We start from the raw sequence: 26,690 nt of genomic DNA, 5'->3' as shown, positions 1-26,690 counted from the left end.
CAGCAACTAAAGGCTCAGTAACTAAAGGCTCAGTAACTAAAGGCTCAGTAACTAAAAGCACGCATCAGAAGGATCGCCATGACTGCCGAAGAAATTCTTCCCGACGAACTGCTCGAACGGCTGCGTGGTCGCGCTGCGGGCTACGACCAAAACAACCAGTTCTTTCATGAAGACCTGGAAGAGTTGGCAGCGGCCGGTTATCTCAAGCTGTTCGTATCGGAGGCCGACGGCGGGTTCGGGCTTGGGCTCGAATCGGTGGCGGCGCTGCAGCAGCGTCTCGCCACGGCTGCCCCGGCCACGGCGCTTGCGGTGAATATGCACCTGGTCTGGACCGGCGTCGCGCAGGTCCTGACCGCCCGCGGGGACAGCTCGCTGGATTTTGTGTTGAAGGAGGCGGGGGAGGGGGAGGTCTTCGCTTTCGGCATCTCCGAGGCCGGCAACGATTCCATGCTGTTCGATTCCGGAACAGTAGCCGAACCCCTACCTGACGGGAGCTACCGGTTCTCGGGCCGCAAGATCTTCACCAGCCTCTCGCGCGGCTGGACCCGGCTGGGAACTTTCGGTAAGGATGCCGGCGCCAGGGACGGCGAAGGTGAGCTCGTCTTTGGCTTTCTTCGCCGCGATGAGCCGGGCCATGAGACCCTGAGCGACTGGGACACTCTGGGTATGCGTGCAAGCGCGTCCAACACCACCCTCCTGCATGGAGCCGTGATTCCCTCCGAACGGATCTTCCGCAAACTACCCGTGGGACCGAACAAGGACCTGCTGATCTTCGCGATCTTTGCCTGCTTCGAGACGTTGTTGGCTGCTGTGTACACAGGAGTGGCCGAACGTGCGTTCACCCTTGGGGTGGCGAACGTGAAGCGTCGGGTGTCGGCGAAGCACGGTGGGCGGAGTTATGCACAGGATCCTGACATCCGCTGGAAGGTGGCAGACGCCGCCCTGGCCATGGACGGGATCTCACCGCAAATCTCTTCCCTGGCGCGTGATGTGGACAACCTGGTGGACCACGGAGCCCAGTGGTTCCCCAAACTCGTGGGACTCAAGTCCCGTGCCACGGAGAACGCACGCCACGTAGTGGACTTGTCCATCCGTGTCACGGGAGGATCCAGTTACTTCCGCGGGTCCGAGATGGAGCGGCTTTACCGGGACGTACTGGCGGGCATCTTCCATCCGTCCAACGATGAATCCGCCCACAACACTGTTGCGAACGCATGGTTGGGCCCCTTGGAGGGCTAGCAGCTTGTTGTGGTGCCGGACTCAGACGGTTCGCTGCACGGAATAGACTTTGCGGCGCAGCCAGAAGCGTCGCCCGCCTCCGAGGTAGAGCACGCTGCGCTCCAGTTCCCACTTGCCGTATTCGGAATGCTCGGCGAGCCTGCGGCGGGCTTCCGGCAGCGAATCCTCAGGTCCCACCGTCAGTACGAGGTACTCGTACTGACGTGCGTAGTCTCGTTGGCGCTCCACGGAGCTGCCCGGAAATTGTTCTCTCATCCCTCTCCATTTTCATCCTTTTCCGGCTAACGTGAAGTCATGAGCATCGATCCGCGTGTCGCGCTTCAATCACTGACCGCCGCCCTGGAAGAACATCTGGCTGCCGCCTCTGCGCGTCGGGGTGAAGGTGACCCCAACGTCGAAGCGGCCTTTTTCGCCGTGGCGGATGCCTTCGAGGTCTATGAAGATGCACTCTACGAGTCTTACTCCGAGGTTACTCCGCTCCAGGTTTTCGATGACGAGGACGAAGAAGACGACGAGGTACTGGATGAAGACCTGGAGATCGTAGAGGACTGATTGCCCTGATGAACCGGCCACCCTTGGGTGGCCGGTTTTCTTGTGTCTTCTTCCGGCAGCTTTTGTCCCGGTTCCCACCCGGATTTCCGCAGTTATGCCCGTCCTGTGCGGGAAGAAAACACGTAGTGCCGCCATTGCCGGCTAGGTACTCGCACGTAGGCCTGATGGGTAATCCTGCGCAAACTTGAGTACCGACTACTGGTGCGCCCCCTCACAGCCGCCGCTTCACTGATAAGTAGGCAATGGCAGGTCTGCAAAGAAGGCTGACATGGTGAAAGTTCCAGTCTTGCGTACGGGCAAGGTAGCGGCACCCAACGGTGCGGACCATGCCTTCGCGGGTTCAGTCTTTCCCGCAAAAACTGCCATCGCCGACGTCAATCCGCCGATGTCTCCCTGGATTGACAAGTCCGTTGCTGCACAACGGACTGAAAAGGCGGGACTGGCGGCACCGAGCTCCGAGGTCACCCTGGACTTCGTGCCGCCAGTCACCCGCAGGACCCCACGCGTCAGTTTTTCCCGCAGGGGCAGCCGTGACTGGACACACTCGCTGACCAGTGGCCTCCGTATGTCGGACACCATCCTGGTGGCTACCGCCGTGTTCGCCGGCTTTGTCCTGAACACCGACGGATTGTCATTGTCGGTGGACAGCCCCAGGTACGCAGGCCACCTGGTGATGGCATTGATACTTGGTTTGGTTTGGTTGGGTTCGCTGGAGGTCTATCGGACCCGGGATCCCAAAGTCCTTGGCGTAGGTCCCGAAGAGTACAAGCGGGTCCTGTCGGCCAGTTTTCGCGTCTTCGGCTTCCTGGGCATCGTCGCGGTGGTTTTCCGGCTTGATGCGGTCAGCTCATTCGTGCTTGTCTCCTTGCCGCTTGGCTTGATGGCACTCACCGGGAGCCGGTGGAGCTTCCGCCGGTGGTTGAGTCACGAAAAGTCCCGTGGGCGGTGCCTTTCCCGGGCGATCGTTGTCGGTGAACCGCAGGACGTGAGGTACGTGATCAAGCAGATCAACCGAAAGTCCGGTACCGCCTACGACATCCTCGGAGCATGCCTTCCCGGCGCCCGTCGTGGTGCGGTCCTGAAGGTGGACCATCTCCGCGTGCCTGTCCTGTCCTCGATCTACGGTATCTCCCACACCGTGCGGCAAACAGGCGCCAACGCGGTGATCGTGGCCGGCCCCTTGCCTGGCGGAAACCAGTTCATCCAGGAGCTCGGGTGGCGGCTGGAAGAGAACTCAGCGGAACTTGTGCTCGCGGCCGCCCTGACCAATGTTGCCGGCCCGCGCATCCACTGGCGGCCGGTCGAAGGTCTTCCTCTGATGCACGTAGACATTCCGCACTACTCCGGGGGCAAGCACACGCTCAAGCGCTTGATGGACATTACGGTCTCGGCCTTGGCGTTGGTGATTCTGTCGCCGGTACTGCTGCTCCTGGCTGCGATAGTTCATCGCGACAGCCCCGGCCCCGTACTCTTCCGGCAGGAGAGGGTCGGCCGAAGGGGCACTACCTTCCACATGCTGAAGTTCCGTTCCATGGTGGTGGACGCAGATTCCCGGTTGGAGGAACTAAGTACCCAGGATGAGGGCGCGGGCGTCCTCTTCAAAATCCGTGGCGACCCCCGCATCACAGGGTGCGGCCGCTGGATGCGCAAATACTCCTTGGATGAACTTCCCCAGTTCTGGAACGTCCTGGTGGGCAACATGAGCCTTGTGGGGCCCCGACCACCGTTGGCCCGGGAAGTCAGCGGATACGAACGCCACACGCATCGTCGGCTGCTCATCAAGCCCGGTATCACGGGCCTGTGGCAGATCAACGGGCGATCGGACCTGCCATGGGATGAAGCCGTCCGCCTGGACCTCTACTACGTCGAGAACTGGTCCATAGCGGGCGATTTGATGATTATGTGGCGGACCTTCAAAGCTATGGTCCAACCGTCCGGAGCCTATTAGCCAATAGCTGAAACAAACCAAGCGGATCGCGCTGTCACAACAGAAGCAGAGTGGGAAATGACCATACGAACCATTCCATCAGGACAACTGAACGGCCACGGACTACAGCCCAGGCTCCGTATCGCGGTGGTGGGGGCAGGGTACTGGGGCCCCAATCTCGCCCGGAACCTCAAAGCCAGCCCCGACTGGGATCTCGTTGCCATCTGCGACCTCGACGTCGAACGCGGCCTACGGCTCGCAGAGACGGTGGGTGGGGTGGCCGTCGTCGAGTCCTTGGACGAGCTGCTGGACACGTACAACCTGGACGCCATAGCAGTGGCGACCCCGGCGCACACCCACCACGGAGTGGTGATGACAGCACTGCGCGCAGGCACGCATGTCCTGGTGGAGAAGCCGTTGGCTGACAGTCGGGCCAAAGGGTTGGAGATGGTGGAAGAAGCAAAGGCCAGGGGATTGGTCCTGATGGCAGACCATACATACTGCTTCACTCCGGCGGTGCTCAAGATTCAGGAACTGGTAGCCAGTGGCGCGCTGGGTGAGATCTTGTATGTGGATTCGGTACGCATCAATCTTGGACTCGTCCAGCCGGACGTCAACGTCTTCTGGGATCTGGCTCCGCACGACCTTTCCATCCTGGACTTTGTCCTCCCCGGAGGCCTGCACCCTACGGAAATTTCCGCCCACGGCGCGGATCCCTTGGGAACCGGCAGGGACTGCGTCGGACACCTCACCTTCGGGCTTCCCAACGACGCCATGGTTCATATCCACGTCAATTGGCTCAGCCCAACCAAGATCCGGCAAATGATCATAGGAGGGTCAAAGAGGACGCTGGTCTGGGACGACCTCAACCCCCAGCAGCGGCTCAGCGTGTACGACCGAGGGGTCAGCCTGGAGCATCAACCCAGGACCGCGGCAGACAAACGAACCTCCGCCATCTCCTACCGCTTGGGTGACACATGGTCGCCGGCTTTGCAGGAACGCGAACCCCTGGGCCAAGTGGTGGGTGAGCTTGCCTCGTCCATCCGCAATCGGACAACGCCACGGACCAGTGGCGAGTCCGGGCTCCGCGTCCTGTCCGTGCTCGAAGCCGTCACCCAAAGCCTGGGTACTGACGGACAATCAACAATCGTCGCCGGGAATGAAATCTCACTCCAGGTTGCGCGGTGAAAGAGCTTCCAGGGGCACGGGTCCTGGTTACCGGAGGTGCCGGCACCATCGGGTCCACACTGGTTGACCAACTGCTCGACGCCGGTGCGGCGCACGTAGACGTACTGGATAACCTCGTCCGGGGCCGCCGTGAAAACCTCGACGAAGCCCTCCGGACTAATAGGGTGAGCCTGATCGAGGGCGATCTGCGGGACCGCGACCTCGTCCATGACCTTACCCGCGGCAAGGACCTCGTTTTCCACCAGGCCGCCATCCGCATCACCCAGTGCGCGGAGGAACCACGCCTGGCGCTCGAAGTATTGGTTGATGGGACCTTCAACGTCTACGAGGCAGCTGCGGAACACAAGGTGGAAAAGCTCATCTCCGCATCGAGTGCCTCCGTTTACGGCATGGCGGAGGAATTTCCCACCAAGGAAAGCCACCACCACCATAACAACGACACCTTCTATGGCGCCGCGAAGTCCTTCAACGAGGGAATGGCAAGGAGCTTTCGTGCCATGTCAGGCCTGAATTTCGTGCTGCTGAGGTACTTCAACGTCTATGGACCCCGCATGGACGTGCATGGCCTCTATACCGAAGTCCTGGTTCGTTGGATGGAGCGGATCGTTGATGGCGAGCCTCCACTGATTTTCGGTAATGGACAGCAGACCATGGACTTCATCCATACCGCGGACGTCGCCAGGGCCAATGTCCTTGCTGCCATCAGCAATGTACGCGAAGGCGTCTACAACGTCGCCAGTGGCAAAGAGACCAGCCTGGCTGAAATGGCACAGACGTTGCTGAGGGTCATGGAGTCAGCTCTTCACCTGGAGCATGGCCCTGAGCGTGCTGTCAACGGAGTTGCCCGCCGCCTCGCGGACATCACGGCAGCACGCGAGGACCTGGGCTTCGAAGCAGCTGTTGGATTGGAAGACGGATTGCGCTCGCTTGTTTCCTGGTGGCGACCCCTCAGGGCGGAGATTGCTGCAGGTCGATCCGAACGTCGCCCCGCTCCGGCAGTCGGTGTGCGATGACCATTTCCGAGACCCGGCTGGGCCGCATAGACGTCATGAAGCCCTGGCTCGGCGAAGAGGAAGCCCAGGCTGTGGCTGAGGTCATTGCCTCCGGCTGGGTGGCCCAAGGTCCCAAAGTCCGGCAATTTGAGGATGCCTTCGCGTCAGAGCAACGTGCTGGTTTCGCGGTCGCGACGTCGAGTTGCACCTCGGCGCTCCACTTAGCCCTCGCAGTGGCCGGTGTCTCGGCCGGTGACGACGTCGTGGTTCCATCATTGTCCTTCATTGCCACCGCCAACGCGGCAACGTACGTGGGCGCGCGGCCGGTCTTCGCCGACGTCGACGTCCTTACAGGCTGCGTCACTGCAGAAACCATCGAGGCCGCCCTGACTCCGGCTACTACGGCGGTCATCGCCGTGGACCAGGCCGGAGTCCCTGTTGACCTGGAACCCATTCGGGCCCTCTGCGATCCCCTCGGCATTACGGTGGTGGAAGACGCCGCCTGTGCCATTGGCTCCAGGTACCGTGGACAGCCGGTTGGTTTCAACGCCGAGTTGGCTGCCTGGTCCTTCCACCCACGCAAGATCCTCACCACAGGCGAGGGCGGCATGATCACCACACCACGCCAGGACTACAGTGACAGGGCACGACGCCTCCGCGAACACTCCATGAGTGTTTCAGCCGCAGACCGCCATGCCAGCCTGCTCGCCCCCGCGGAGGAGTACCTCGAGGTCGGGTTCAACTACCGCATGACCGACCTTCAGGCCGCCGTCGGAATCGTCCAACTTGGCCGCCTCAGTGCCGCCGTCCACCGGCGCCGCGAACTTGCCGCTACCTACGCAAACGCCTTTGCAGGAGTGGAAGGACTTCGCCTGGTGGGCGATCCGACGTACGGCCTCAGCAACTTCCAGTCGTGCTGGCTGGAGGTCGGTGAGGCGTTCCCGCTGGAACGGGACGCGCTCATGGCGCGTTTAGCCGCCGACGGTATCTCAGCCCGCCGCGGGATCATGGCTGCGCACCGGCAGCCTGCATACGCAGGCGCGGACACCGGCTCCGCCAAGCTGGATGCCACGGAGTGGTTGACGGATCACACGCTGATATTGCCCCTCTACCACCAATTGGCACTGCGCGATCAGGTTCGTGTCATCGATTCCGTGTTACGTGCGGCGGGAACGCCATGAGCGAGCTACTCCTCATCGCGGCAAGCGGCCTCGCCCGGGAGGTGCTTGCCATGGTCCGCAGCAGCGGGCCCTTCGACGTCATTGGGATTCTCGACGACGACGAAGACAAGCTCGGGCGCGTGGTGGACGGCGCCCATGTCCTCGGTCCCGTCCGGGAAGCAATGAACTACCCCCATGCACTGCTGCTGATCTGCATTGGATCCGGCAGCGGAAGGGAAAGTGTCGTGATGCGGCTCCGCGCATTGGGCCTGGCTGAAGACCGCTACGCCACCGCGATCGATCCGTCCGTGCATGTTCCCGAAGGCTGCATGATTGGGCGGGGAAGCATCCTCCTCGCCCACGTGAGCATGACCGCGTCGGTGACCATCGGCAACCACGTTGTGGCAATGCCCGGGGTTACGTTCACCCATGACGACGTCACCGGCGACTACGCGACGTTCGCCTCCGGAGTGTCGCTCGGCGGCAACGTCCACGTGGGCCGGGCCGCCTACATCGGCATGAATGCCAGCATCCGCGAGCGCCTGACCATCGGCGCGAAAGCCATCATCGGCATGGGCGCCGCTGTCCTTGCCGACGTCCCCGAAGACGAAACCTGGGCCGGTGTACCGGCCAGGGTGATCCGGCGGGGAAACACTCCGGAACTGGAGGGCATCCTGTGAAGCTCCTGGTATATCCCCACGAGTTGGCCATGGGTGGCAGCCAAATCAATGCCATAGAGCTGGCAGCCGCAGTCCGTGATAGCGGCCACGAGGTGGTGGTGTTCGCTACACCTGGTGTCTTGTTGGACAGGGTTGCGGAATTGGGACTTGACTTCATCGAAGCTCCTGTCAGGAGGCACGGTGTGGACCCGGCAACGGTACGGCGGCTTAATCGAGCTGTTAGCCGACGGAGAATCGACATCATCCACAGTTACGAATGGGCTCCTTCCTTAGACGCGTTCTTCGGGCCGGGTTTGGCGCTCGGTACCCCACTGGTGATGACGGTACTGTCGATGGACGTTCCCCGCTTTCTGCCAAAGACGGTTCCACTGATCGTCGGCACCAAAGGTTTGGCGGAGGAGCAGTCCGCGATTCGGCCGGTGGTGCACCTCATGGAACCGCCTGTGGACATTGACTTCAACAAGTCCCGCGGGATGCTCGCAGCCCGGCGGCAGCTGGGGATTGGGGAAAGAGAGCGGGTTGTCGCCGTGGTGGGCCGGCTCACCACCGACCTGGGCAAAGTCCAAGGTGTCCTTGCCGCCATTGGCGTCATGAATAGCTTGGCGGAGAACTTTCCGGTCCTGCTGCTTGTCGCTGGTGACGGGCCAGGCCTCCGTGATGTCCGGTCGTCCGCGAACGCAGTAAATGCTCACCACGGAAAAGTGGTGATCCGGGTCGAAGGGCTGGTCCGGGATCCGCGGCATATTTACGATGCTGCAGACGTAGTCCTCGGCATGGGCAGCTCTGCATTGCGTGCTATGTCATTTGGCAAACCGGTCATCGTGCAGGGAACTGACGGATTCTGGAGCCTGTGCACCCCGGGGAATACGTCACGGTTCCTGCAGGATGGCTGGTACGGAACGGGGAAACAAGAGGACCTGTTGGGTGCCCTTTCACGCCTCCTGGTCGACGAGCAGATGAGGATGGCATTGGGTGCCCACGGAAGGAAGCTGGTAGTAGAAAACTTCAGTTTGAACTCTGCCGCCCGTCGCTTACTGGGCGTCTATGAAAAGGCGGATTACCGTCGGCGGCCGGCCCAAATCGTTGGTGACTACCTGCGAACAGGCTTTGAGGTAGCAAAGTTCCGTGCATCCATTAAGCGGCAAGCCTTATTGCTGGCCGCCTCATCAGTCGGGCCCGCCCAATGACACAGACGCACCCTGAACTCGGCATGCAAGTCAAGCAAGGACTGGCCTGGAGCAGCGTCAGCAACCTCGTCCTGCGTCTGGGGAGCCTCGCTGTTGGCATAGCCTTGGCGCGGCTCCTTAGCCCCGAGCAGTTTGGAGTATTCGCCGTTGCTCTTACCGTGCAGACGGTATTGATGACCATGGCAGATCTTGGCATGAGCGCGGACCTGATCCGTTCCGAGGAACCCGAACGGAAAGCACCCACGGTTGCCACGCTGGGCCTGATTGCCGGAGCAACCCTTGCAGGTGCCATGGCCTTCTCAGCCCAAGGTACCGCGGAGCTCCTCGGCAGTCCTGCAGCCGGCCCAGTCATTGCCGTTATGTCCTGCTCGCTCTTTCTGGCCGGGGCGGGTGTCGTACCCTACGCATCGTTGCAACGCACTTTTGCGCAGCGCAAACTCTTCATCGTCGCGCTGGTTGATTTCACGGTTGGAACGGCCCTGGTCCTCCTCCTGATCATGCTTGGGTGGGGCGTCATGGCGCTTGCTGTCGGGCGCCTTATATCCCAAGCAGTGTCCCTGCTGGTGCAATTCCAGCTGGCCGGCACGCCTTTTCGCCTAGGATTCCACAAATCCTTGGCCCCGGCAATAATCTCGTTCGGCTTCCCGGTGGCAGGCGCCAACCTCTTGTCGTGGGCCCTTTTGAACGTGGACAACGTGGCTATATCCCGGCTCGCAGGTCCGGTGGCTTTGGGGTACTACTTTTTGGCCTTCAATATTTCTACCTGGCCAATGAGTGCACTTGGTCAAGTGGTCCGTTCCGTTGCACTGCCGGCATTCGCCAGGATTTCCAGCGGCAGGCGAAAGGGGAGCTTTGCAACGTTGCTGGGACCCGTGTGGGCCATAGCTTTGCTCGCCGGAGTCATGCTCGCCCTCCTTGCTGCCCCGCTCGTCGAAGTGATCTACGGGGATCGCTGGCTGCCAGCGGCCACGGTACTGGTTTGGCTCGGATTGTTCAGTTCATTACGCGTGGGTTTCGATCTCGCTGCCTCATACCTTCTTGCCCATGGCGCGGCAAGGGCAACCTTGTTCGTTCAGGTCGCCTGGATTGCCACGCTCATTCCAGCACTGGCCCTTGGCGTGCCCCTTGGAGGCATCGTAGGGGCAGGCGCGGCCCATCTGGCCGTCGCGTTGGTTGTCGTAGCACCTGCCTACGCAATTGCACTACACCGAAATGGATCGGACTTACGTTCGGCACTCCACAGCTTGTGGCCGCCGTTCATCGCTGCTGTGCCCGCTTCTGCAGCAGCTGCGGTGACCTCGCTGACATTCGAGGCTCCTGTCGCGGCGCTCTTCGCCGGGGCCGCAGTAGGGGCTGGGACATACTCACTGCTGCTGTGGCGTTGGTTTTCGCTGCGCCTGGGCGAAGTGCGTGCAATGCTGGCCGACGCCGAAGAAGGGCCAGCAAACGGAACGGGTACGCCCGGTCCGCCATCGGTCCCCATGAAGATCACGTGTCGTCCCCACCACCCTCCTTCGGAGGGAGCCACGGTGACAGTGATCATAACGTGCTTCAACTATGGCCGGTTCCTTCGCCAAGCCGTAGAGAGTGCACTCGCCCAAGACGGCGTCACGGTGGAAGTCATCGTCGTTGATGACGCCTCTACCGACGACAGCATCGCCGTTGCCCAAGAACTGGCAGCAAGCTCCCACCAGGTCCGGATACTGCGCCATACAAGTAATCAAGGCCCAGTGACCTCGTTCAACGATGGTGCCGTACTTGCACGAGGCGAGTTTATGGTCAGGCTTGATGCCGACGACGTTCTGACACCAGGATCCCTGCAACGCGCGGTAAACGTTGCACGTGCATATCCCTCTGTGGGCCTGGTGTACGGGCATCCCCTCCATTTCACGACCAGCGAGCTTCCGAGACCGCGGCTCACCACTAAGGCATGGACCGTGTGGCCCGGTCGGGAATGGCTCGAAGACAGGTGCCGGAATGGATTGAATGTCATCACCTCACCTGAGGCATTCATCCGACGATCTGTCCTCCAAACCATCGGCTACCAGGCACATCTCAAGCACACGCACGACATGGAGCTGTGGCTCAGGATCGCTGCCTTTGCCGATGTCGCCTATATACATGGTCCCGATCAGGCATGGCACCGTGAACATGCGGAGAGCCTATCGTCCATGGGGATCGACGAGCTGGAGGATCTCAAAGCCCGGCGATTGGCGTTCGACGAATTGTTCTCAGGCCCTGCAGCAGCTCTTCCCGAGGCGCCCGACTTCAAAGCCAAGGCCCATCGGGCCCTGGCGAACGATGCCCTCGCCCGGGCTTCCCACGAATACGACCGGGGGAGGGGGAGAGCTCACAAGTCCGAGGCCCTGGCAGCGCTCGCCGATGAACTCGTCGATGACCCCGAAGGGCTGGAGGTTTGGAACAAATATGCCAGGCGCCGTGCGTTGGGGCCAGCGCTGGCAAGCCAGCCCCTACGGTCAGGGCCCGCACGCCTGGCTGGCAGGATCCGGCACGAGCTGCAGATGCGGAGGTGGCATAACAGTGGTGTTTTTTAGCCCTCGAAGCGGTCCCGTCAGCGGGTCGCTCGCCGTAGTTACGCCCAGCTACGGACCCGATCTGGAACTCTGCAAGGACCTGAACCGCTCGGTTTTGGCGATGACAGCGGTGGATGTTGTTCACCACATTGTCGTGCCACGGAACGACCGGGGGGACTTCGAAAACCTAGCTGGACCACGGACCCAAATTCACGATGCACGGGAATACCTGCCAAGGACGTTCGTCCACATCCCGTGGCTCAACATGTGGATCAATGCCACACGGCCCTGGCCCCCGATTCGTGGCTGGATTTATCAGCAGATCATCAAACTGGCCGTCTGCGCGTCCCTTGACACCGATGGGGTGTTGCTTCTGGATTCGGACAGCGTACTGGTTCGGCCCACAACCTTGGACGCTTTCAGCGTAGAAGGTGAGGTTTGCATGTATCGAAAGCCACGGGGTGTTGACCACACGCTTCCTGGTCACAGGCAATGGCACATTTCCGGGCGCAAGCTACTGGGATTCCAGACGCCGCCTGCGGACGGCGATCTGACCGACTATATTTGCTGGCCGTGCCTATGGGAACCGCGAGTCGTCCGAGACTTATTGCTCCATATCGAGCGGGCCACCGGATTGGCTTGGCCGACGGCTGTAGGGAGTCAGCTTCACTTCTCCGAGATGATGCTCTACGGCATCTTTGTGGATGAAGTCCTGGGCGGCAAACGGGCGTCCACCACCATGCAGGGCACCGTCCACTCCGCGGAAGCAGCGCTGAGCGGGACTGAGATCCAAGAGTTGCTCCGTTCCGGACCGCAAGACGCCCTTGCTGTCATGCTGTCCGCAAAAGCCCACATTCCGTTGGAAACAAGACGGCGTGAGCTCAAGGAGTTCACAGACTACATCGACAAAACGGACAGGACGTCACAGCCATGAGAACCGGCACCCCTACAGTGCTCCATGCCCTATCCCGGCTCAGGCGCGACGGTTGGACCGGCCTCGGCATGCAGGCTCTACGGAAAGGTGCACGTGCAGCCATCGAAAAGTGGGGCCTTTCTGAACCTGATTTCCCCCTTCGCGAGGAAGACATCACGGATCCCGCCGGACTCGAACAGAACCACCGGTCCTCAGGCAAGACCGGCCCTCTGGTGATCGGCTGGGTATGTACCCCGCCCGGGCCTGGATCGGGAGGCCACACGACCTTCTTCAGGATGGTGAAGGCAATGGAAGACAGCGGACATCGCTGCATTTTATTCCTCTACGATCGCAACGACGATGATGTCTCACGGCACGAATCGCTCGTCCGCCGGCATTGGCCCATGTTGCGCGCAGAGATTCGCAGCGCCACTCGGGGCATGGACGGAGTGGATGCCCTCGTCGCGAGTTCCTGGTCATCGGCGCATGTCCTCGCAGCCCGTTCGCCACAAAACGTCCACCGTTTCTACTTCATTCAGGATTATGAACCCTACTTCTACCCACGCGGTGCCCTTTATGCCTTGGCAGAGGACAGCTATCGGTTCGGGCTCACCACCATAGCGCTGGGCGGCATGATCGGCGCGGTCCTAAAAACCGAACTGGGTCAACTTCCGGTTGCCACGGTTCCCTTTGGCTGCGACACGGAAACCTATCACCTGATTCAAGACGGGCATCCGCGAACGGGGGTGGTCTTCTACGCAAAGAAGAGGGTGGACAGACGTGGATACCTCATGGGCAAGATGGCCCTCGAGGAATTCCACACACTCATGCCCGACCAGGAGATTCATGTTTACGGCGATACCGTCTCCGGCTGGAACATACCTGTCACAAATCACGGGAACCTACCACCGCGGCAGCTCAACGTACTGTACAACCGCACCATAGCAGGGCTCACGATTTCCTTCACCAACGTTTCATTGGTCCCTGGTGAGCTCTTGGCAGCCGGCAACGTCCCCGTGCTCAACGAGTCCTCGTTTTCCGCGCAAGTGCTCAGCGACCCAGACGCTGTCTGGGCACCTGCATCGCCCGGCAGGCTCGCCTTGGCGCTCGCGGCGACAGTCAGCGAGCCTGACATTGAGAAACGGGCGCAGCGAATCGCTCAGCGCTCGCGCCAAGACTGGTCGTCTTCCCAAGCAGCGTTCACTTCCGTTGTGGAATCCGCGTGCGCTCATCGGCAGGAATGGGAATTGACATGACAAGCAGAAGGCCGTTGCATGTTTTCCTGAAAAGGCCAGCTGCCCGGTTTGAGGATCTGGACCTGAACCTGAAGAGCAACAACCATGTTGGTTTGCTGCTGAGAATGGCGGCTTTCGGAGTTTTTTTCTTCCCGTCCAACATGGTGGTAAAGCCGTTGGGGGCCATCGGGACCGTGCCGCTGCTCCTTGCTTTACTTATTCTGGCTGTGTGGCTGTGCTCCGTGCTGTTCGGCCTGCAGAACCCCCTCAGTACACCTCATCCCGGGCGGATCGGGCTGGTCCTGCTGTGGGTAGGGACATGCGTCTCCTACGCGGCACTGTATTCAGGGTATACAGGCGGTAGTTCCGTAACAGCGCGGGCAGCCGCGGACCGCTGGCTCATCTTGCTTCTTGCGAGCGCGGGCATCATTCTCGTCACAGCCGAGGCTGTCCGGACGCTCAACGATGCGATGTCCTTGTCGCGGGCAATCCTCGCTGGAGCGTTCTTTTGCTGCGTTGTGGCCGTCATCCAGTTCTTCTTCAGGGTTAACCCCATGGAGTGGATGCAGGCGGCAATGCCCGGTTTCACGGACAACGGAGGAAACACACCTTTCCAGATGCGCGGTTTCATGATGCGCGTATCCGGCAGCACCTTTCATTCCATTGAGTTGGCCGTGATTTGTTCTATGTTGCTGCCGCTCTCCATCTGGAGGGGAATTTATGACACAAGAGGACGAAAGTGGCTGCATTGGACTGGAACGTCCCTCTTGGTCTTTGCCATAGCATCCACGGTATCCCGCTCCGGGATTCTTGGATTGGCTACAGGCCTTCTTGTGTTCATACCCTTCCTGCCAAGAATCGCCCGCCGTTGGGCTTTGGTCGCGGCGCCCGCCGTAATTGCGGTTCTGTTCCTGGGGGTTCCGGGGCTGGTCGGTACCCTGACGGCATCGTTTACTGCAGGCGAAGATGATCCCTCAATTACGACGCGAACCAATAACTATCCGCGGGTGACTGCCATGTTTGCCGAGCACCCGTTCTTTGGTGTAGGTCCAGGCAACTACATGCCCACCAATGCCATTTACATCCTGGACAACCAGTATTTGAACTCCACTGTAACCATTGGTGTGGTGGGGCTGATTGGCTTGATTGCATACCTGGCAATACCCGGTCTTTCAAGCCTCCTCGCGGCCAAGGCATCACGCATTCCAGCACTCCGCTGCTTTGCGGCTGCCACATCCGCGGCCGGCCTCATCGCCGCTGTCTGCTCCTTGACGTTCGATTCAATGTCTTTCCCCGTCTTTGCCTTGACGTATCCCTTTTTCGTTGGATTGGCGGGAGCGGCATGGATCATGGTTCGACGAGAACTGGAGCTCCGAAAAGAAGTGCCATCAAGAATTGGCAATGGCCCGGTGCCGGCGGGATCTGCACCCAAAAACCCCGAGGGGGAGACATGGATCCAATAGCAGTAATCAAGACCTTATGGCACCACAAAGTATTTGTTCTGCCAGTCTTCTTTCTAACAGCTTTCGCAGCCGTTTATATGTACTCCTATGCCCCCCGCTCGTATGAGGCCATGACGACTTATGCAATCGTGAATCCCAAGATTCCTTCCTCGCAGGAGATCGAGAAGGACCCGGAACTTGGTTTACTTAATACCGACAACCCCTATCTGCGCTCAGCAGATTCATCCCTGATAACCCAAGTCATCACCACAAGGCTGAATGATTCATCCACCAGCACTGCCCTGAATAATGCCGGCTTGAGCACGGACTATAAAGTCGAGCGACCGTCGGCGGCGTTCCTGGTGGAAATAAGTGCCGTTTCAGAGACCGAGGACGTCGCGCTGAATACTGTCCGCACGCTCGGAACACGGCTCGAACAGGAGCTGCGTACCATTCAGACAATCAATGGCGCCTCGGACCAATACTTGTTCACCTCGCTGGTGGTCGCTGTGCCGGATAAAGCGACTGAACAGTTCTCGAGTCGTTTGCGTTCGCTGATTGTTGTCGTGGTAGCAGGGCTAGTACTCACACTGGGGGCAGTCTCGGTGGCACGTTCCGTGGAAGCTGCACGAGCGCGCGCACGAAGTGAGCGCCCGTCGTCCGAGCCCGTCCCGAGGAGGAGCAAGCACTATGGAAGCGAAATTCCGGACCCTAAAAATGGGCAACCTCCTGCCCTCCGCGAAGGAGCGGTTTCGGGACTGGAGACTCTAGTGGAAATTGACCTCCCCTCCGCGGAAAAGGAGCTCCTGCTGCGTCGTGCCCCTCTACGGGAAGCCGCCAATGGGGATGCGGCCAACAAAGTGGCGTCAAAAAGAAGCACTGTTTGACCCAACTAGCCCGTGGCACTGCAACGAAGGCACGACCCCGGCGAAGAAAGGTGGACCATGACTCGTTTCGGCTACTTCGTGCCCGAGTTCCCAGGACAAACTCATGGATTCTTTTGGCGTGAGCTACGCGCACTTAGGCGTTTGGGCCTTGAGCCGGAACCCGTCTCGACCCGCCCGCCCGTACATCCGGCCCTACCGCCTGAATGGGCACGCAATGAACTGGCGGCAACCTACTATTTGACGCCACCTCGGGTAACAACCTTCCTGGGAGGCAGCGCAAGAACCCTTCGCGCCCTTGCCGGCGGGAAGCTGCCTGCCATCGCTCGAAGCGCCTCACCTCCTCGCCATGCAGGCGAACCGGGTAATTCAGGTTCCCGCCTCCACGTTGCAAGGGCGATTGCCCTGTTGTGGGCCGGTGGGGAACTGGCGCGGCACTCAGAAGCCCGTGGTTGGGACCACATCCATGTGCACTCATGTGCCGACGCCGCACAAGTCGCTCTCTTCGCGCATGCGCTCTCCGGCATTTCCTATAGTCTGACGCTCCACGGCCCGCTCAGCGACTATGGGCCCAATCAGTTCCGCAAGTGGCAGAACGCCGATTTCTCCGTTGTCATTACTGAGCCGCTCATGGCCGAAGTGAGGGACGCCCTGGGCGGCCACTTGCCTGACGAATTACGGGTGGCGCCCATGGGCGTGGAGCTTGACTCCTTCTCAAGGTTGACACCTTACGAACCATGGCCAGGCATGGGCGAAGCCCGAATTTTCTGCTGCGGGCGGCTAAATCCCAGCAAAGGTCACTTCGATTTGCTCGAGGCCGTCAAGATCGTTCTAAGTTCCGGCGTTGATGTACGCCTGACTTTGGCCGGTGAGGATGAGCATGGTGGGGATGGCTTTCGTTTGGAGCTTGAGCGTCGCATCCGCGGGCTTGGCCTGGAAAACCATGTACGGCTATTGGGTGCCGTCCCGGAAAGCAGAGTACGGGACGAACTCGCTGTTGCTCACCTTTTTACGCTGGCCAGCCATTCAGAACCCTTGGGAGTCGCCATCATGGAAGCCATGGCCATGGGAGTACCTGTGCTGGCGACGTCCGCAGGCGGTGTCCCGGAGCTGGTGGTGCCCAATGTGAGCGGGGTCTTGGTGGAACCAGGCAACCCCGCGCGGCTTGCAGAGGCAATGATTGCCCTCCTTCGCGATCCCGGCACAGCAACGTCACTTGCTGAACAAGGCCGCTCCCGGATGGCACAAGCTTTCGATGTCCGCACCAGTGCGCTCGTGCTGGCAGAACTGATGGAATCGAGAAGCCGGAGAGGCACAGCATGAAGCCACAAACTGCATGGACCCTGGGAGTAGTTGCCTTGGCAAGCATCATCGTCGCTGTTGCCTCCGTTGGTGGTGGCGTGCCGCCTTCCCCGCCCGGGGCCGGACCAACCGGGGTCGGGCCGCTGCAAAGCACCGCTGCGGCGCCTGTGGTGCTTCGCCAAGTCGACGGGGGCCCCGCCTACTACGACAAGTTCAAGAATGGCCTCCCCGGAGATTCCTCGTATTTTCCTGTCGGTGTCTGGCTCGAGAGTGTTTTGGACAAGGGCAACCTGAGCATGGATGCCGAAGCTGGTATCAACACTTACGTTGAGCTGACGGCCAACTCAAACGTCCAACTAATTCATGAGTCCGGGATGTTCGCAATACCTTCCTTCCCACACGATGCCGCCGCAGGATACACACTCAGCGATGAGGTGGACATGTGGGCCGGCCCCGGCGATGCTCGGTGGACCGGCAATTATCCTGGCCAAGGACCCGTTTGCGCACCGGACGGCACGCCCTGTGGGTACACAATCCAAAAAGAGCGGCGCGCTCTCGCACCCCAAGGAACCATGCTCTACGCAAACTATGGCAAGGGAGTCACCTTCTGGGAATCTGACACGGTAGCCGGCAAATTCATCAACGGTCTCCAGGATGTGGTCTCTGCCGACAACTACTGGTTCACCGATCCCAATATCTGCGGAAAGGGCGAGGGCGGGGCCATTGTGGGCTATACCAGGGAACTGACCAGCGAGGAATGCCGGTTGGCAGCCAACTACGGATGGACCATAGAACGGCTGCGCAAACTTCAGGACCCCTCAGCGATGATTCCGGTCTGGGCGTTCATTGAAAATGGCCACCCATCAGGCGACGTAGACAACACTAAAACGATCACGGGCCCCGAGCTCCGCGCCGCCGCATGGAGCAGTCTCATCCACGGAGCCCGCGGGATCATCTACTTCAACCACAACTTCGGCGGCCCCTGCGTAACCCAACACGTCATAAGGGACTGCGGCAAAGACATAGTCCCCACGCTGACTACAGTGAACAAGCAAATCAAGGACCTCGCCCCTGTCCTCAATGCCCCCTTCCTCGACGGCGCCACCACAGCCACCGGCCCTGTGGACCTCAGCACGAAACTCCACAACGGCAAGGTCTACGTCTTCGCGGGAGCAAACAAGAACACCGGTGGAACCGCAACCTTTACGCTGAAATGCGGCGGAAGCACCGCCGTCGTCATCGACGAAAACCGCACCATCCCCATAGTGGACGGAACCTTCACAGATACCTTCGTCGACGGCAACGCAGTCCACCTCTACAGCATCGAAGGCGGCAGCAGCTGCGGCTACTGACTAACGGCTGCTGTCGTCCCGCTCCCAAGCGGCCACCATGGTGCGTGACACCCCCGGACGACGGCGGCCCGCACCAGCGAAGACCACATAAACGGCGGCGTCGAACGCCGTCAACGGCCCCCGGACCGAGGCAAGCAACTCACGCACAGTGCGTCCAACAGAAGCTCCTCCCGAAACGCGATCCTGCTGCGCGTTGCCCCGATACGTGCGCCGAAGAACGGACAACAAGGCCCGGCATGTCCGTGGTGTCCGGACGACCACGGGTTCGGTAGCCAGCACTGCCTTCTCGTCGGCGGAAAAGAGACGGTCCACATAATAGTCATCACCGGTAAGGGCAGGAAAAGTCCCCAGACGCTCATGCCCTGAAAAACTCAGTGCATACGCCCCTGCACCCCAAAGCCTCTGGGCGTTGCCCGGTATGCGGGTCCGTGCACGGTAATAGGCCTTTACCAAAGCGGAAGCGCCCTGGGTGTCATATCGAAAAGCAGGACGGGCTGCCAACAGGGAGGTACCTTCCAGAGCAGCAAAGACCGCACGAAGGGCGGCGGCGCTGACCTCAATATCAGCGTCCAGGTAGAGGCGCGGCCAACGCTGCGTGGCCCGGTCGGCAGCGTTCAATGCCGCAGTCTTGGATGCCTCCGAGACCTGGACCACATGAACACCCATGCACCGGGACGCAATATCGGCAGTCTCATCCACGCACCCGTTACAGGCCACAACGACATCAACCGTGCCCCACTCGATGACCTCCCTTAGCGCCCCTAGCGTCCTGCCGATAACCCCGGCCTCATTATGCGCCGGAATGATGACTGCACCGGAGGGATGGGACCCGGTCATGGCACGGAGACAGTCGAGCTACGCGTAGCGTGGGGCAGCGTCACCCAACGACGCCGACTCAAAACCGCCAACGCCGCCTCCCGATGACCAGGCTTGTTGATCCGGGCAACCTCCGCGGCCAGCACAACACCCCGGAAGGTCAGCGCCCGGCCACGCCCAAGATACTTGGCCGCATAGCGGACCCGGTTGACCGACATCAAAGCAGTCAACTGCGGCGACGTGCCCGACCCCCCACGCTCATGCGACATTCTGGCACCCGGCTCAAACCAGATGGAAAAGCCGGAATTCCTCAACCTGTGGCAGAAGTCGGTTTCTTCCGAATATAGAAAGAACTGCTCATCCCAGGCACCCACCGCCCTGGCTGCCTCAGCACTGATCAGGAGCGCCGCACCCGTCGCCCAATCAACCCGATGCCCGTGCAGATAACTCTCAGGATCAAAGTCCATCTCCGACAACCACCCAGGTCTGGCCTGCAGATGACTTCCCAACGCCGCGTCACCCAGCGCTCGCAGAACACCGGGTTCCCGGCGCAGCGATGGGTAGACACTGCCGTCGTCGTCCAGAAGGACCGGCACCACCATCCCGGCACCCTGGTGGTTCATACGCTTGAGCATGGCGGACACTGCGCCAGGTTGCACCCGCAGATCCGGGTTCAGGACCAAATAGCTTCCAGCATCCCCGGCTACGGACAACGCTGCGTTGATGCCGCCTGCATACCCGAGGTTTCCTCCCGTTCGAACCACTGTGATGTCGGGATGCAGTGAAAGTTCAAGAAGCGTGCTGTCATCGGGGGAGTTGTCAGCCACCACCACTTTGATGGAAACAGCCTCCGCCTCTTCCCGGAGGCTGTCGACCAGGGGCCCGACGTCGTCCGCGTTGTTGTAAGTGACTACAACGACGGCGACATCGGCCCTCTCGGCAAGCGCGACGAATGATCCCGGAGCCCGGCTGGGCGCAGGCTCCGGGACGGAGCTGGCTTCGATGGCCACAGCCCTTGCCAGGGCACTGCTGGCGGCCGCGTCACGGCTGCTTGCCGTACGTAATTTCACGTAGGCCTCCGGCCCTTCCACCAAGTAGCGGCGGGCCAACCGGCGCGGCTCAAGCATGAGGCGCCAAGCCCATTCGAGGCTATGCGCGCTGGCCCAAGCGGGGGCGCGGCGGACGTGACCGGCCAGGAAGTCCACCACGGCACCGAAGGCCAGCAAGACCTTGGCGCCGGTCAAGTGACCGTATTCGGATATCCACAATTCCTGACGGGGTTTTCCCAAACCCACCACCAACACATCCGGGGCAGCCTCCCGAATCTCGTCGGCGAGCTTGCGGGAAGCTGCGGTGTCGCCCAGCGTGGACCTGGCAGGAGCCCACCATCCCACCACCTTCAGTTCAGGCCGCTCCGCTGCGAACCGCCTCGAGATCAGTTCCTGGGTTTCCTCCGAACCGCCCAGGAAACCAAGGCGCAGTCCCCGCAGAGTTGCGCCATCCAATAGGGGATGAATAAGGTCGCTGCCCGCGAGACGGGGCCATGACTTCGAGGTGAGGCGCGTAGCTTCAGTGGCCAAGGGCGCTCCATCGATCAACGTCAGCCATTCAACCGGCCCCGGCGGGTCCAAAGTGCCCATCCAGCGGCTTCCGGCTCCGAAATGCCTGACGTGGTCCAAATTCGCGGAGCAAACGCCCAAGGGTGGCCCCTCCATGGAACTGGCACGGTCCAGGATTTCCCGAAGCGCAGCGTCGGCGTCCATGAGTTTGACCGGAACCCCACCCAGGCTCACCCAAGGCGCTTCGGACGCGGGCACCTCGGAGCCAACCACACGTGCAGGAGGCTGAAGGCGGAGGGCGCCGGCGGCAACACCGCGTCGCTGGTCAAGGTGGGGGACGGCCCTGTGGAGGAGATCTCCGGCGGGCACAATTTTCGGTAGCAGCATTCTCGGCTCCAGCTCAAGGCATCACCATGTGGCCGACGACCCGAGGCTGCTGCACTGCCTGGATCGTCGGTGGCGGACCTTTGCCGCCGTGTCAACATGTTCACTTGAGTTGTCTCCCGGCCTCCTGCAAGAGGCTGCCGTAGGGCTACTTTAGGACGTTTAGCCGGTCTCCGCTAGAGTTCCAGGCCTCTGAGGTACTCAGCCAGGCGTGGAGTTGCCGCGGGCGGGTCAAAACCGGTGGCGCGGATCCTGGACAGGTCAAGGACACTGCTAGGTGGTCTCGGAGCAGTGTTGGGCTTCGCGTATTCTGCGGTCCTGACGGGTTGTACAAGAAGTGGATCAACACCATAAAAGCCGTAGATGTCGCGGGCTACCTCATACCAGGACTGCGCTTCACCGCTGTTGCTGAGGTTGTACGTCCCATAGGGCGCCCTGCTTCGGAGCAGGTGACGAATGCCCGCAGCGATGTCGGACGCGAAGCTCAACCGTCCCCGTTGGTCATCCACCACTGATGGTGAGGCCCCCTTGACGGCCAGTGTAGCCATGGTTCGAACAAAGTTCTTTCCGGCGCCCACCACCCAGCTGGTCCGCACAATGTAATGCCGGGGCACTGTGCCGGCGGCAAGGTCGCCCGCGGCCTTGCTCTGGCCATAGACCCCCAGGGGACTGGGAAGCTCATCTTCGAAGTGAACTTCTGCTGTGCCGTCGAAAACGTAGTCGCTGGATACATGGACCAATGTCAGTGAATGCTCGACGGCGGCGCGCGCCAAGCGCGAAACGGCAGCTGCGTTGATGCTCCAGGCGGCTGCACGGCCTTCCGGAGATTCGGCGGCATCCACTGCGGTGAACGCGGCCGCGTTGATGATCGTGGAGTAATCGCGCCAGTTGCGTGCCCGGTAGGACGCGTCAGCGGCGATGTCGAACTGCGTGCGATCGGCGAACTCCACCATCGGGTCGCCCGCGAAGGCACTCCGGAGGGCTGTACCCAGCTGGCCGTCCGCTCCAAGGACCAGCGTCCTCCGTCCCCGCATGGGAACAACGTCAGCCAACCGCGGATGCTTCCTGTCCTGTGCAGAGAGTATGGACTTCTCAAGGGGGATCGGCCACCGCACGGCTACGCCTTCATCGGCGAGGTTGAGGAACGTGTACTCCTTCTGTGCCGCCGCGCTCCAGTGATCATTGACCAGGTACGTGTACGCCGTGTCGTCATCCAGCGTTTGGAATGCGTTGCCCACGCCACGGGGGACGAAAACGGCGTCCTGGGGCGTCAGTTCTGCGGTAAACAGTGTTCCGAAAGTCGGGCCCTCGCGCAGGTCGACCCATGCGCCGAAGATCCGGCCGGAGGCCAAGGAAACGAACTTGTCCCAGGGTTCAGCATGAATGCCCCGCACAGTTCCGCGGGCTGCGTTGAAGGAGATGTTGTTCTGTACCGGACCGAAGTCGGGCAGCCCGGCATCCAGCATCTTGGTCCTATGCCAGTTCTCCTTGAACCAACCCCTGCCATCCCCGTGGACAGGCAGCTCAAACAGCAGCAGACCAGGGATGGAGGTGGTCTTTGAGCGCAGCTGCCGTCCCGGTTCCACGCTTAGTGCCCTTGACCGGCGTATTTGGACTCCGTGGCTTCCTTTTGCGGACGCCACCAGCTTTCGTTGTCCCTGTACCACTGCACTGTGTCAGCCAGCCCGGCGTCGAAGTCCGAATAGCGCGGCGTCCAACCGAGCTCGCGTCGAAGCTTGCTTGAATCGATGGCATAACGGAGGTCGTGACCGGGCCGGTCGGTTACCAGGTCATAGGCATCGCGGGCCTGCCCAACAAGGGAAAGCAACATCTCCACTACCTCGCGGTTGGAGCGTTCGCCGTCGGCGCCGATCAGGTAGGTTTCGCCCAAGCGACCACCCTCCAATATGGCCAGGACTGCGGAAGAATGGTCCTCCACATGGATCCAGTCGCGGACGTTCCGTCCGTTGCCATAAAGGCGTGGACGGAAACCGTCAAGGATGTTGGTGATTTGCCGCGGAATGAACTTTTCCACATGTTGGTAAGGCCCGTAGTTGTTGGAACAATTACTGATGGTCGCCTTGAGGCCAAATGAGCGAACCCAGGCGCGCACCAACATGTCAGAGCCCGCTTTCGTGGCGGAATACGGACTTGTGGGACGGTAAACGGAATTCTCCGTGAACCGGTGGGGATCATCCAAGGCGAGGTCTCCATAGACCTCGTCCGTGGAAATGTGATGGAAGCGTGTTCCGCATTTTCGTGCAGCTTCGATCAGGGTGAACGTACCCAGCAGGTTCGTGTCCAGGAAAGGCCGGGGTTCCTCCAACGAATTGTCGTTGTGCGACTCGGCAGCAAAGTGGACAACCGCGTCCACCGAAGATGTCAATACGTCCACCACGGCACTATCGCAAATGTCACCCTCGACAAACTCAAAACGGTCAGCGGGTAGTCCCGACAGCGATTCAATGTTGCCCGCATAAGTCAGTTTGTCCAAGACAGTGACATGGAGACGGGTGTGCTCCATGATGAAGTGAACGAAATTGCATCCGATGAATCCGGCCCCGCCGGTGACAAGGATTCTCTGCATGGCCATAGCGTAACCGTCGAATACGGCGATGCGCAGCGGGAGAGGACAGCTAAATGCGAGGAATTATTCTGGCCGGCGGAACAGGATCCCGGCTCCATCCCATTACGCTCGGAATAAGCAAGCAGTTGGTGCCTGTTTTCGACAAACCGATGATTTATTACCCGCTGTGCACCCTGATGCTGGCTGGCATCCGCGACATCCTGGTCATCACCACCCCCGGCGATTCCGCACAGTTTCGGCGGCTCCTTGGTGATGGTTCCCAGTTCGGCATAAACCTAAGTCACGCAGAACAGCCCACCCCCGACGGCCTCGCCCAAGCCTTCATTCTGGGGGAGCGGCATATCGGTGGCGGCAAGGTGGCTCTGATCCTGGGGGATAACATTTTCAACGGTCCCGGCATGGGCAACCAGCTACGCCACTATGCCGATGTGGACGGCGGTGCAATCTTCGGATACTGGGTCAAGGACCCGTCCGCCTACGGCGTGGTGGAATTCGACGACGACGGGATGGCCGTCTCCATCGAAGAAAAGCCTGTAGCTCCCAGGAGCAACTATGCAGTTCCCGGGCTCTACTTTTATGACAACAACGTGGTTGCCATGGCCAAGGACCTGGAACCGTCTCCGCGGGGGGAGCTGGAGATCACCGATATCAACAGAAAATACATGGAGCTTGGTCGACTGCATGTGCAGAAGTTCCCGCGGGGGACCGCTTGGCTGGACACGGGCACATTCAGCGACCTGAACGATGCGTCAAACTATGTTCGCACCACTGAAAACCGGCAGGGGTTGAAAATCGGTGCCCCGGAGGAGGTCGCCTGGCGAATGGGTTACCTCAGCGATGATGAGCTCCGCCAGCAGGCTTCCAAGTTGGCTAAGAGCGGCTATGGCAGCTACCTGTTGGACATCCTGGACCGCCGATGAGCGAACTACGCTGCTGAAACGTCCTCCAGGGCTCGCGCAATCTCAGCCGGCAGAACCGTCAATTGAGCGTCCAGGAGTTCCTTGAGCTGAACGGCGTTCCTGGGGCCAATGATGGTAGTCGCGACACCCGGCCGGGAAAGCAACCAGCTGAGGGACACGTCCATAGGTGTCCGGCCCAGTCCGCGGGCTGCCATTGCCACAGCCTCCACCACACGGGATGCCTTCGACTCGAGATACGGCTCGATGTAACCAGCCAAGCGACCCTGCGCGGCACGGGAGTCGGCAGGGATTTGGCCACGGTATTTGCCGCTGAGTACTCCACGGCCCAAAGGCGCCCATGCCATCAGCCCCAGCCCGGCGTCTTCGACTGCAGGGATGAGTTCTTCCTCGGCTTTGCGTTGAACCAGGGAGTATTCGGACTGGTTGGCCACGAGAGTGAAGCCGGCCACGGCCGCTGCCTTGGCCGTCTGCCAGCCGTTGTAATTGGAGATACCTACGTAGCGGGCCCGTCCGCTTCGCTGGGCCAGTTCCAACGCTGAAAGAGTCTCGTCCAAGGGGACGTTCGGATCCCACTCGTGGGCGAACCATATATCGATGTAGTCGGTGCCGAGCCTGGCGAGGCTGGCATCAAGAGCTGACAGCATCGCCCCTCGGGAAGCGTTGACGCTGCGCCTGGAGTCCGAGGACGACACGCCGGCCTTAGTGGAAATCACAATCTCGGAGCGGGCCACCACATCGCCCAGCATGGATCCCAACATAGCCTCAGCCCGGCCTTGCGCGTAAGACGCTGCCGTGTCCACGACGGTACCGCCGGCGGCAACGAATCCGCGGAGTAGTTCGGCAGCGTCGTGCTCGTCTGTCTCCTGGGCCCAGGACATGGTTCCAAGGGACAAAGAAGACACACGGAATCCACTGTTTCCGACATAACGCTGCTGCATAGAAGTTAGCTTACGGGGAGTTAGAGGACTTCATGACGTAGGGTCTATTCACGTGAACTGGATAGAAGCTGCCTTGCTGGGCCTGGTGCAGGGCCTCACCGAATTCCTCCCGATTTCCTCGAGCGCGCACCTGCGGATTGTTGGCTCATTCCTTCCGAATGCCGCAGACCCCGGTGCTGCCTTCACGGCCATTACGCAGTTGGGAACTGAAACCGCCGTAATCGTCTATTTCTGGCGTGACATTGTGAGGATCGTCCGGGCGTGGTTCGGCTCCCTCACGGGCAAGGTGGAACGCAACAATCCGGATGCCCGCATGGGGTGGCTGGTCATCCTGGGCAGCCTGCCCATCATCGTCCTGGGCTTGTTGTTCCAAGACCAGATCGAGTCGGTGTTGCGCAGCATGTGGATCGTTGCCACCATGCTGATTGTGTTCGGCATGATCCTTGCTGTTGCCGATGCCATTGGCCGGCAGGAGAGGGATCTCACGCAACTGACCTACAAGCACGGCATCCTCTACGGCTTCGCGCAGGCCATGGCCTTGATCCCCGGTGTCTCACGTTCCGGCGGCACCATCACAGCCGGCCTCCTCATGGGGTACACCCGTGAAGCAGCAGCCCGATACTCCTTCCTGCTCGCCATACCAGCTGTGTTCGGCAGTGGTCTTTATCAGCTCTACAAAACAGTGACGAACGAAGGCCTTGCCGGTCCCTACGGTCTTCCGGAGACTGCGCTGGCCACGGTGATCGCTTTCGTGGTGGGTTACATCATCATTGGCTGGTTCCTCAAGTTCGTCTCCACCCGCAGCTACCGGCTCTTCGTTTGGTATCGGATCCTGCTGGGCTTGGCCTTGTATGTCCTGCTCGGTTTCAATGTCATCAGTGCCTAGCACTAAGGTTGAG

Annotated in this window: 23 protein-coding genes; 17 read left to right on the top strand and 6 right to left on the bottom strand. The window is 60.7% G+C overall.

Features of this window, described 5'->3' with window-relative positions:
• Positions 1 to 78: 78 nt before the first annotated feature.
• Positions 79 to 1,239, top strand: coding sequence for an acyl-CoA dehydrogenase family protein (locus tag ACLRGI_RS16935; RefSeq protein ID WP_419202728.1), 1,161 nt, complete (start codon positions 79 to 81; stop codon positions 1,237 to 1,239).
• Between the two features lie 21 nt (positions 1,240 to 1,260).
• Here ACLRGI_RS16935 and ACLRGI_RS16930 read toward each other — a convergent pair whose 3' ends face one another.
• Positions 1,261 to 1,494 (bottom strand): DUF5703 family protein, encoded by a 234-nt coding sequence (locus tag ACLRGI_RS16930; protein ID WP_419202727.1) that lies wholly within the window; start codon positions 1,492 to 1,494, stop codon positions 1,261 to 1,263.
• Positions 1,495 to 1,533: 39 nt separating this feature from the next.
• On the opposite strand from ACLRGI_RS16930, the gene ACLRGI_RS16925 reads away from it, so the two are divergent.
• From ACLRGI_RS16925 to ACLRGI_RS16860, 14 genes are all read left to right on the top strand, one after another.
• Entirely contained in the window at positions 1,534 to 1,791 is a 258-nt protein-coding gene (locus ACLRGI_RS16925; RefSeq protein WP_419202726.1) for a hypothetical protein, read from the top strand.
• 268 nt (positions 1,792 to 2,059) lie between these two features.
• Positions 2,060 to 3,739, top strand: a complete 1,680-nt coding sequence (locus tag ACLRGI_RS16920; RefSeq protein ID WP_419202725.1) for a sugar transferase — start codon at positions 2,060 to 2,062, stop codon at positions 3,737 to 3,739.
• Between the two features lie 57 nt (positions 3,740 to 3,796).
• Positions 3,797 to 4,906, top strand: a complete 1,110-nt coding sequence (locus ACLRGI_RS16915; protein ID WP_419202724.1) for a Gfo/Idh/MocA family protein — start codon at positions 3,797 to 3,799, stop codon at positions 4,904 to 4,906.
• Positions 4,903 to 5,919, top strand: a complete 1,017-nt coding sequence (locus ACLRGI_RS16910; RefSeq protein ID WP_419202723.1) for an NAD-dependent epimerase/dehydratase family protein — start codon at positions 4,903 to 4,905, stop codon at positions 5,917 to 5,919. The genes ACLRGI_RS16915 and ACLRGI_RS16910 overlap by 4 nt, the downstream gene beginning before the upstream one ends.
• Positions 5,916 to 7,079, top strand: coding sequence for a DegT/DnrJ/EryC1/StrS family aminotransferase (locus ACLRGI_RS16905; protein ID WP_419202722.1), 1,164 nt, complete (start codon positions 5,916 to 5,918; stop codon positions 7,077 to 7,079). Before ACLRGI_RS16910 ends, ACLRGI_RS16905 begins: the two co-directional genes overlap by 4 nt.
• On the top strand, positions 7,076 to 7,738 hold the full coding sequence (locus ACLRGI_RS16900) for an acetyltransferase (RefSeq protein WP_419202721.1): 663 nt from the start codon (positions 7,076 to 7,078) through the stop codon (positions 7,736 to 7,738). Before ACLRGI_RS16905 ends, ACLRGI_RS16900 begins: the two co-directional genes overlap by 4 nt.
• Complete coding sequence (locus tag ACLRGI_RS16895) at positions 7,735 to 8,925, top strand: glycosyltransferase family 4 protein (RefSeq protein ID WP_419202719.1); 1,191 nt, start codon at positions 7,735 to 7,737, stop codon at positions 8,923 to 8,925. The genes ACLRGI_RS16900 and ACLRGI_RS16895 overlap by 4 nt, the downstream gene beginning before the upstream one ends.
• On the top strand, positions 8,922 to 11,480 hold the full coding sequence (locus ACLRGI_RS16890; protein WP_419202718.1) for an oligosaccharide flippase family protein: 2,559 nt from the start codon (positions 8,922 to 8,924) through the stop codon (positions 11,478 to 11,480). The genes ACLRGI_RS16895 and ACLRGI_RS16890 overlap by 4 nt, the downstream gene beginning before the upstream one ends.
• The gene (locus tag ACLRGI_RS16885) at positions 11,467 to 12,393 is read left to right on the top strand and encodes a DUF6492 family protein (protein WP_419202717.1); all 927 of its coding nucleotides are present in this window, start codon (positions 11,467 to 11,469) and stop codon (positions 12,391 to 12,393) included. The genes ACLRGI_RS16890 and ACLRGI_RS16885 overlap by 14 nt, the downstream gene beginning before the upstream one ends.
• On the top strand, positions 12,390 to 13,628 hold the full coding sequence (locus ACLRGI_RS16880; RefSeq protein WP_419202716.1) for a CgeB family protein: 1,239 nt from the start codon (positions 12,390 to 12,392) through the stop codon (positions 13,626 to 13,628). Before ACLRGI_RS16885 ends, ACLRGI_RS16880 begins: the two co-directional genes overlap by 4 nt.
• Positions 13,625 to 15,070 (top strand): O-antigen ligase family protein, encoded by a 1,446-nt coding sequence (locus tag ACLRGI_RS16875; RefSeq protein WP_419202715.1) that lies wholly within the window; start codon positions 13,625 to 13,627, stop codon positions 15,068 to 15,070. Before ACLRGI_RS16880 ends, ACLRGI_RS16875 begins: the two co-directional genes overlap by 4 nt.
• Positions 15,058 to 15,936: a chain-length determining protein gene (locus tag ACLRGI_RS16870; protein WP_419202714.1), complete on the top strand. Its 879-nt coding sequence runs from the start codon at positions 15,058 to 15,060 to the stop codon at positions 15,934 to 15,936. Before ACLRGI_RS16875 ends, ACLRGI_RS16870 begins: the two co-directional genes overlap by 13 nt.
• A gap of 57 nt (positions 15,937 to 15,993) precedes the next feature.
• Positions 15,994 to 17,256 carry an exopolysaccharide biosynthesis GT4 family glycosyltransferase EpsE gene (epsE, locus tag ACLRGI_RS16865; RefSeq protein ID WP_419202713.1) on the top strand — a complete coding sequence of 421 codons (1,263 nt, stop codon included), beginning with the start codon at positions 15,994 to 15,996 and terminating at the stop codon, positions 17,254 to 17,256.
• Entirely contained in the window at positions 17,253 to 18,587 is a 1,335-nt protein-coding gene (locus ACLRGI_RS16860; protein ID WP_419202712.1) for a hypothetical protein, read from the top strand. Before epsE ends, ACLRGI_RS16860 begins: the two co-directional genes overlap by 4 nt.
• On the opposite strand, the gene ACLRGI_RS16855 is transcribed toward ACLRGI_RS16860, so the two are convergent.
• From ACLRGI_RS16855 to rfbB, 4 genes are all read right to left on the bottom strand, one after another.
• Entirely contained in the window at positions 18,588 to 19,424 is an 837-nt protein-coding gene (locus ACLRGI_RS16855) for a glycosyltransferase (protein WP_419202711.1), read from the bottom strand. It lies immediately after the preceding gene.
• Positions 19,421 to 21,349 (bottom strand): WecB/TagA/CpsF family glycosyltransferase, encoded by a 1,929-nt coding sequence (locus ACLRGI_RS16850; RefSeq protein WP_419202710.1) that lies wholly within the window; start codon positions 21,347 to 21,349, stop codon positions 19,421 to 19,423. Before ACLRGI_RS16850 ends, ACLRGI_RS16855 begins: the two co-directional genes overlap by 4 nt.
• Before the next feature lie 173 nt (positions 21,350 to 21,522).
• Positions 21,523 to 22,932 (bottom strand): sugar nucleotide-binding protein, encoded by a 1,410-nt coding sequence (locus ACLRGI_RS16845; RefSeq protein ID WP_419202709.1) that lies wholly within the window; start codon positions 22,930 to 22,932, stop codon positions 21,523 to 21,525.
• A gap of 2 nt (positions 22,933 to 22,934) precedes the next feature.
• On the bottom strand, positions 22,935 to 23,933 hold the full coding sequence (gene rfbB / locus ACLRGI_RS16840) for a dTDP-glucose 4,6-dehydratase (protein ID WP_419202708.1): 999 nt from the start codon (positions 23,931 to 23,933) through the stop codon (positions 22,935 to 22,937).
• A 53-nt stretch (positions 23,934 to 23,986) separates the two neighbouring features.
• Between rfbB and rfbA the strand changes: the two genes are divergently transcribed.
• Entirely contained in the window at positions 23,987 to 24,853 is an 867-nt protein-coding gene (rfbA, locus tag ACLRGI_RS16835) for a glucose-1-phosphate thymidylyltransferase RfbA (RefSeq protein WP_419202707.1), read from the top strand.
• A 5-nt stretch (positions 24,854 to 24,858) separates the two neighbouring features.
• On the opposite strand, the gene ACLRGI_RS16830 is transcribed toward rfbA, so the two are convergent.
• On the bottom strand, positions 24,859 to 25,791 hold the full coding sequence (locus ACLRGI_RS16830) for an aldo/keto reductase (protein WP_419202706.1): 933 nt from the start codon (positions 25,789 to 25,791) through the stop codon (positions 24,859 to 24,861).
• A gap of 52 nt (positions 25,792 to 25,843) precedes the next feature.
• Between ACLRGI_RS16830 and ACLRGI_RS16825 the strand changes: the two genes are divergently transcribed.
• Positions 25,844 to 26,677 carry an undecaprenyl-diphosphate phosphatase gene (locus ACLRGI_RS16825; RefSeq protein WP_419202705.1) on the top strand — a complete coding sequence of 278 codons (834 nt, stop codon included), beginning with the start codon at positions 25,844 to 25,846 and terminating at the stop codon, positions 26,675 to 26,677.
• Positions 26,678 to 26,690: the final 13 nt, after the last annotated feature.

Origin of the sequence: Paenarthrobacter sp. PPS72 (assembly GCF_048537125.1) — a bacterium.
GTDB lineage: Bacteria > Actinomycetota > Actinomycetes > Actinomycetales > Micrococcaceae > Arthrobacter > Arthrobacter nitroguajacolicus_E.
The sequence above is the reverse complement of the archived record's forward strand: the minus strand, read 5'-3'. Positions and strand labels throughout refer to the sequence as shown.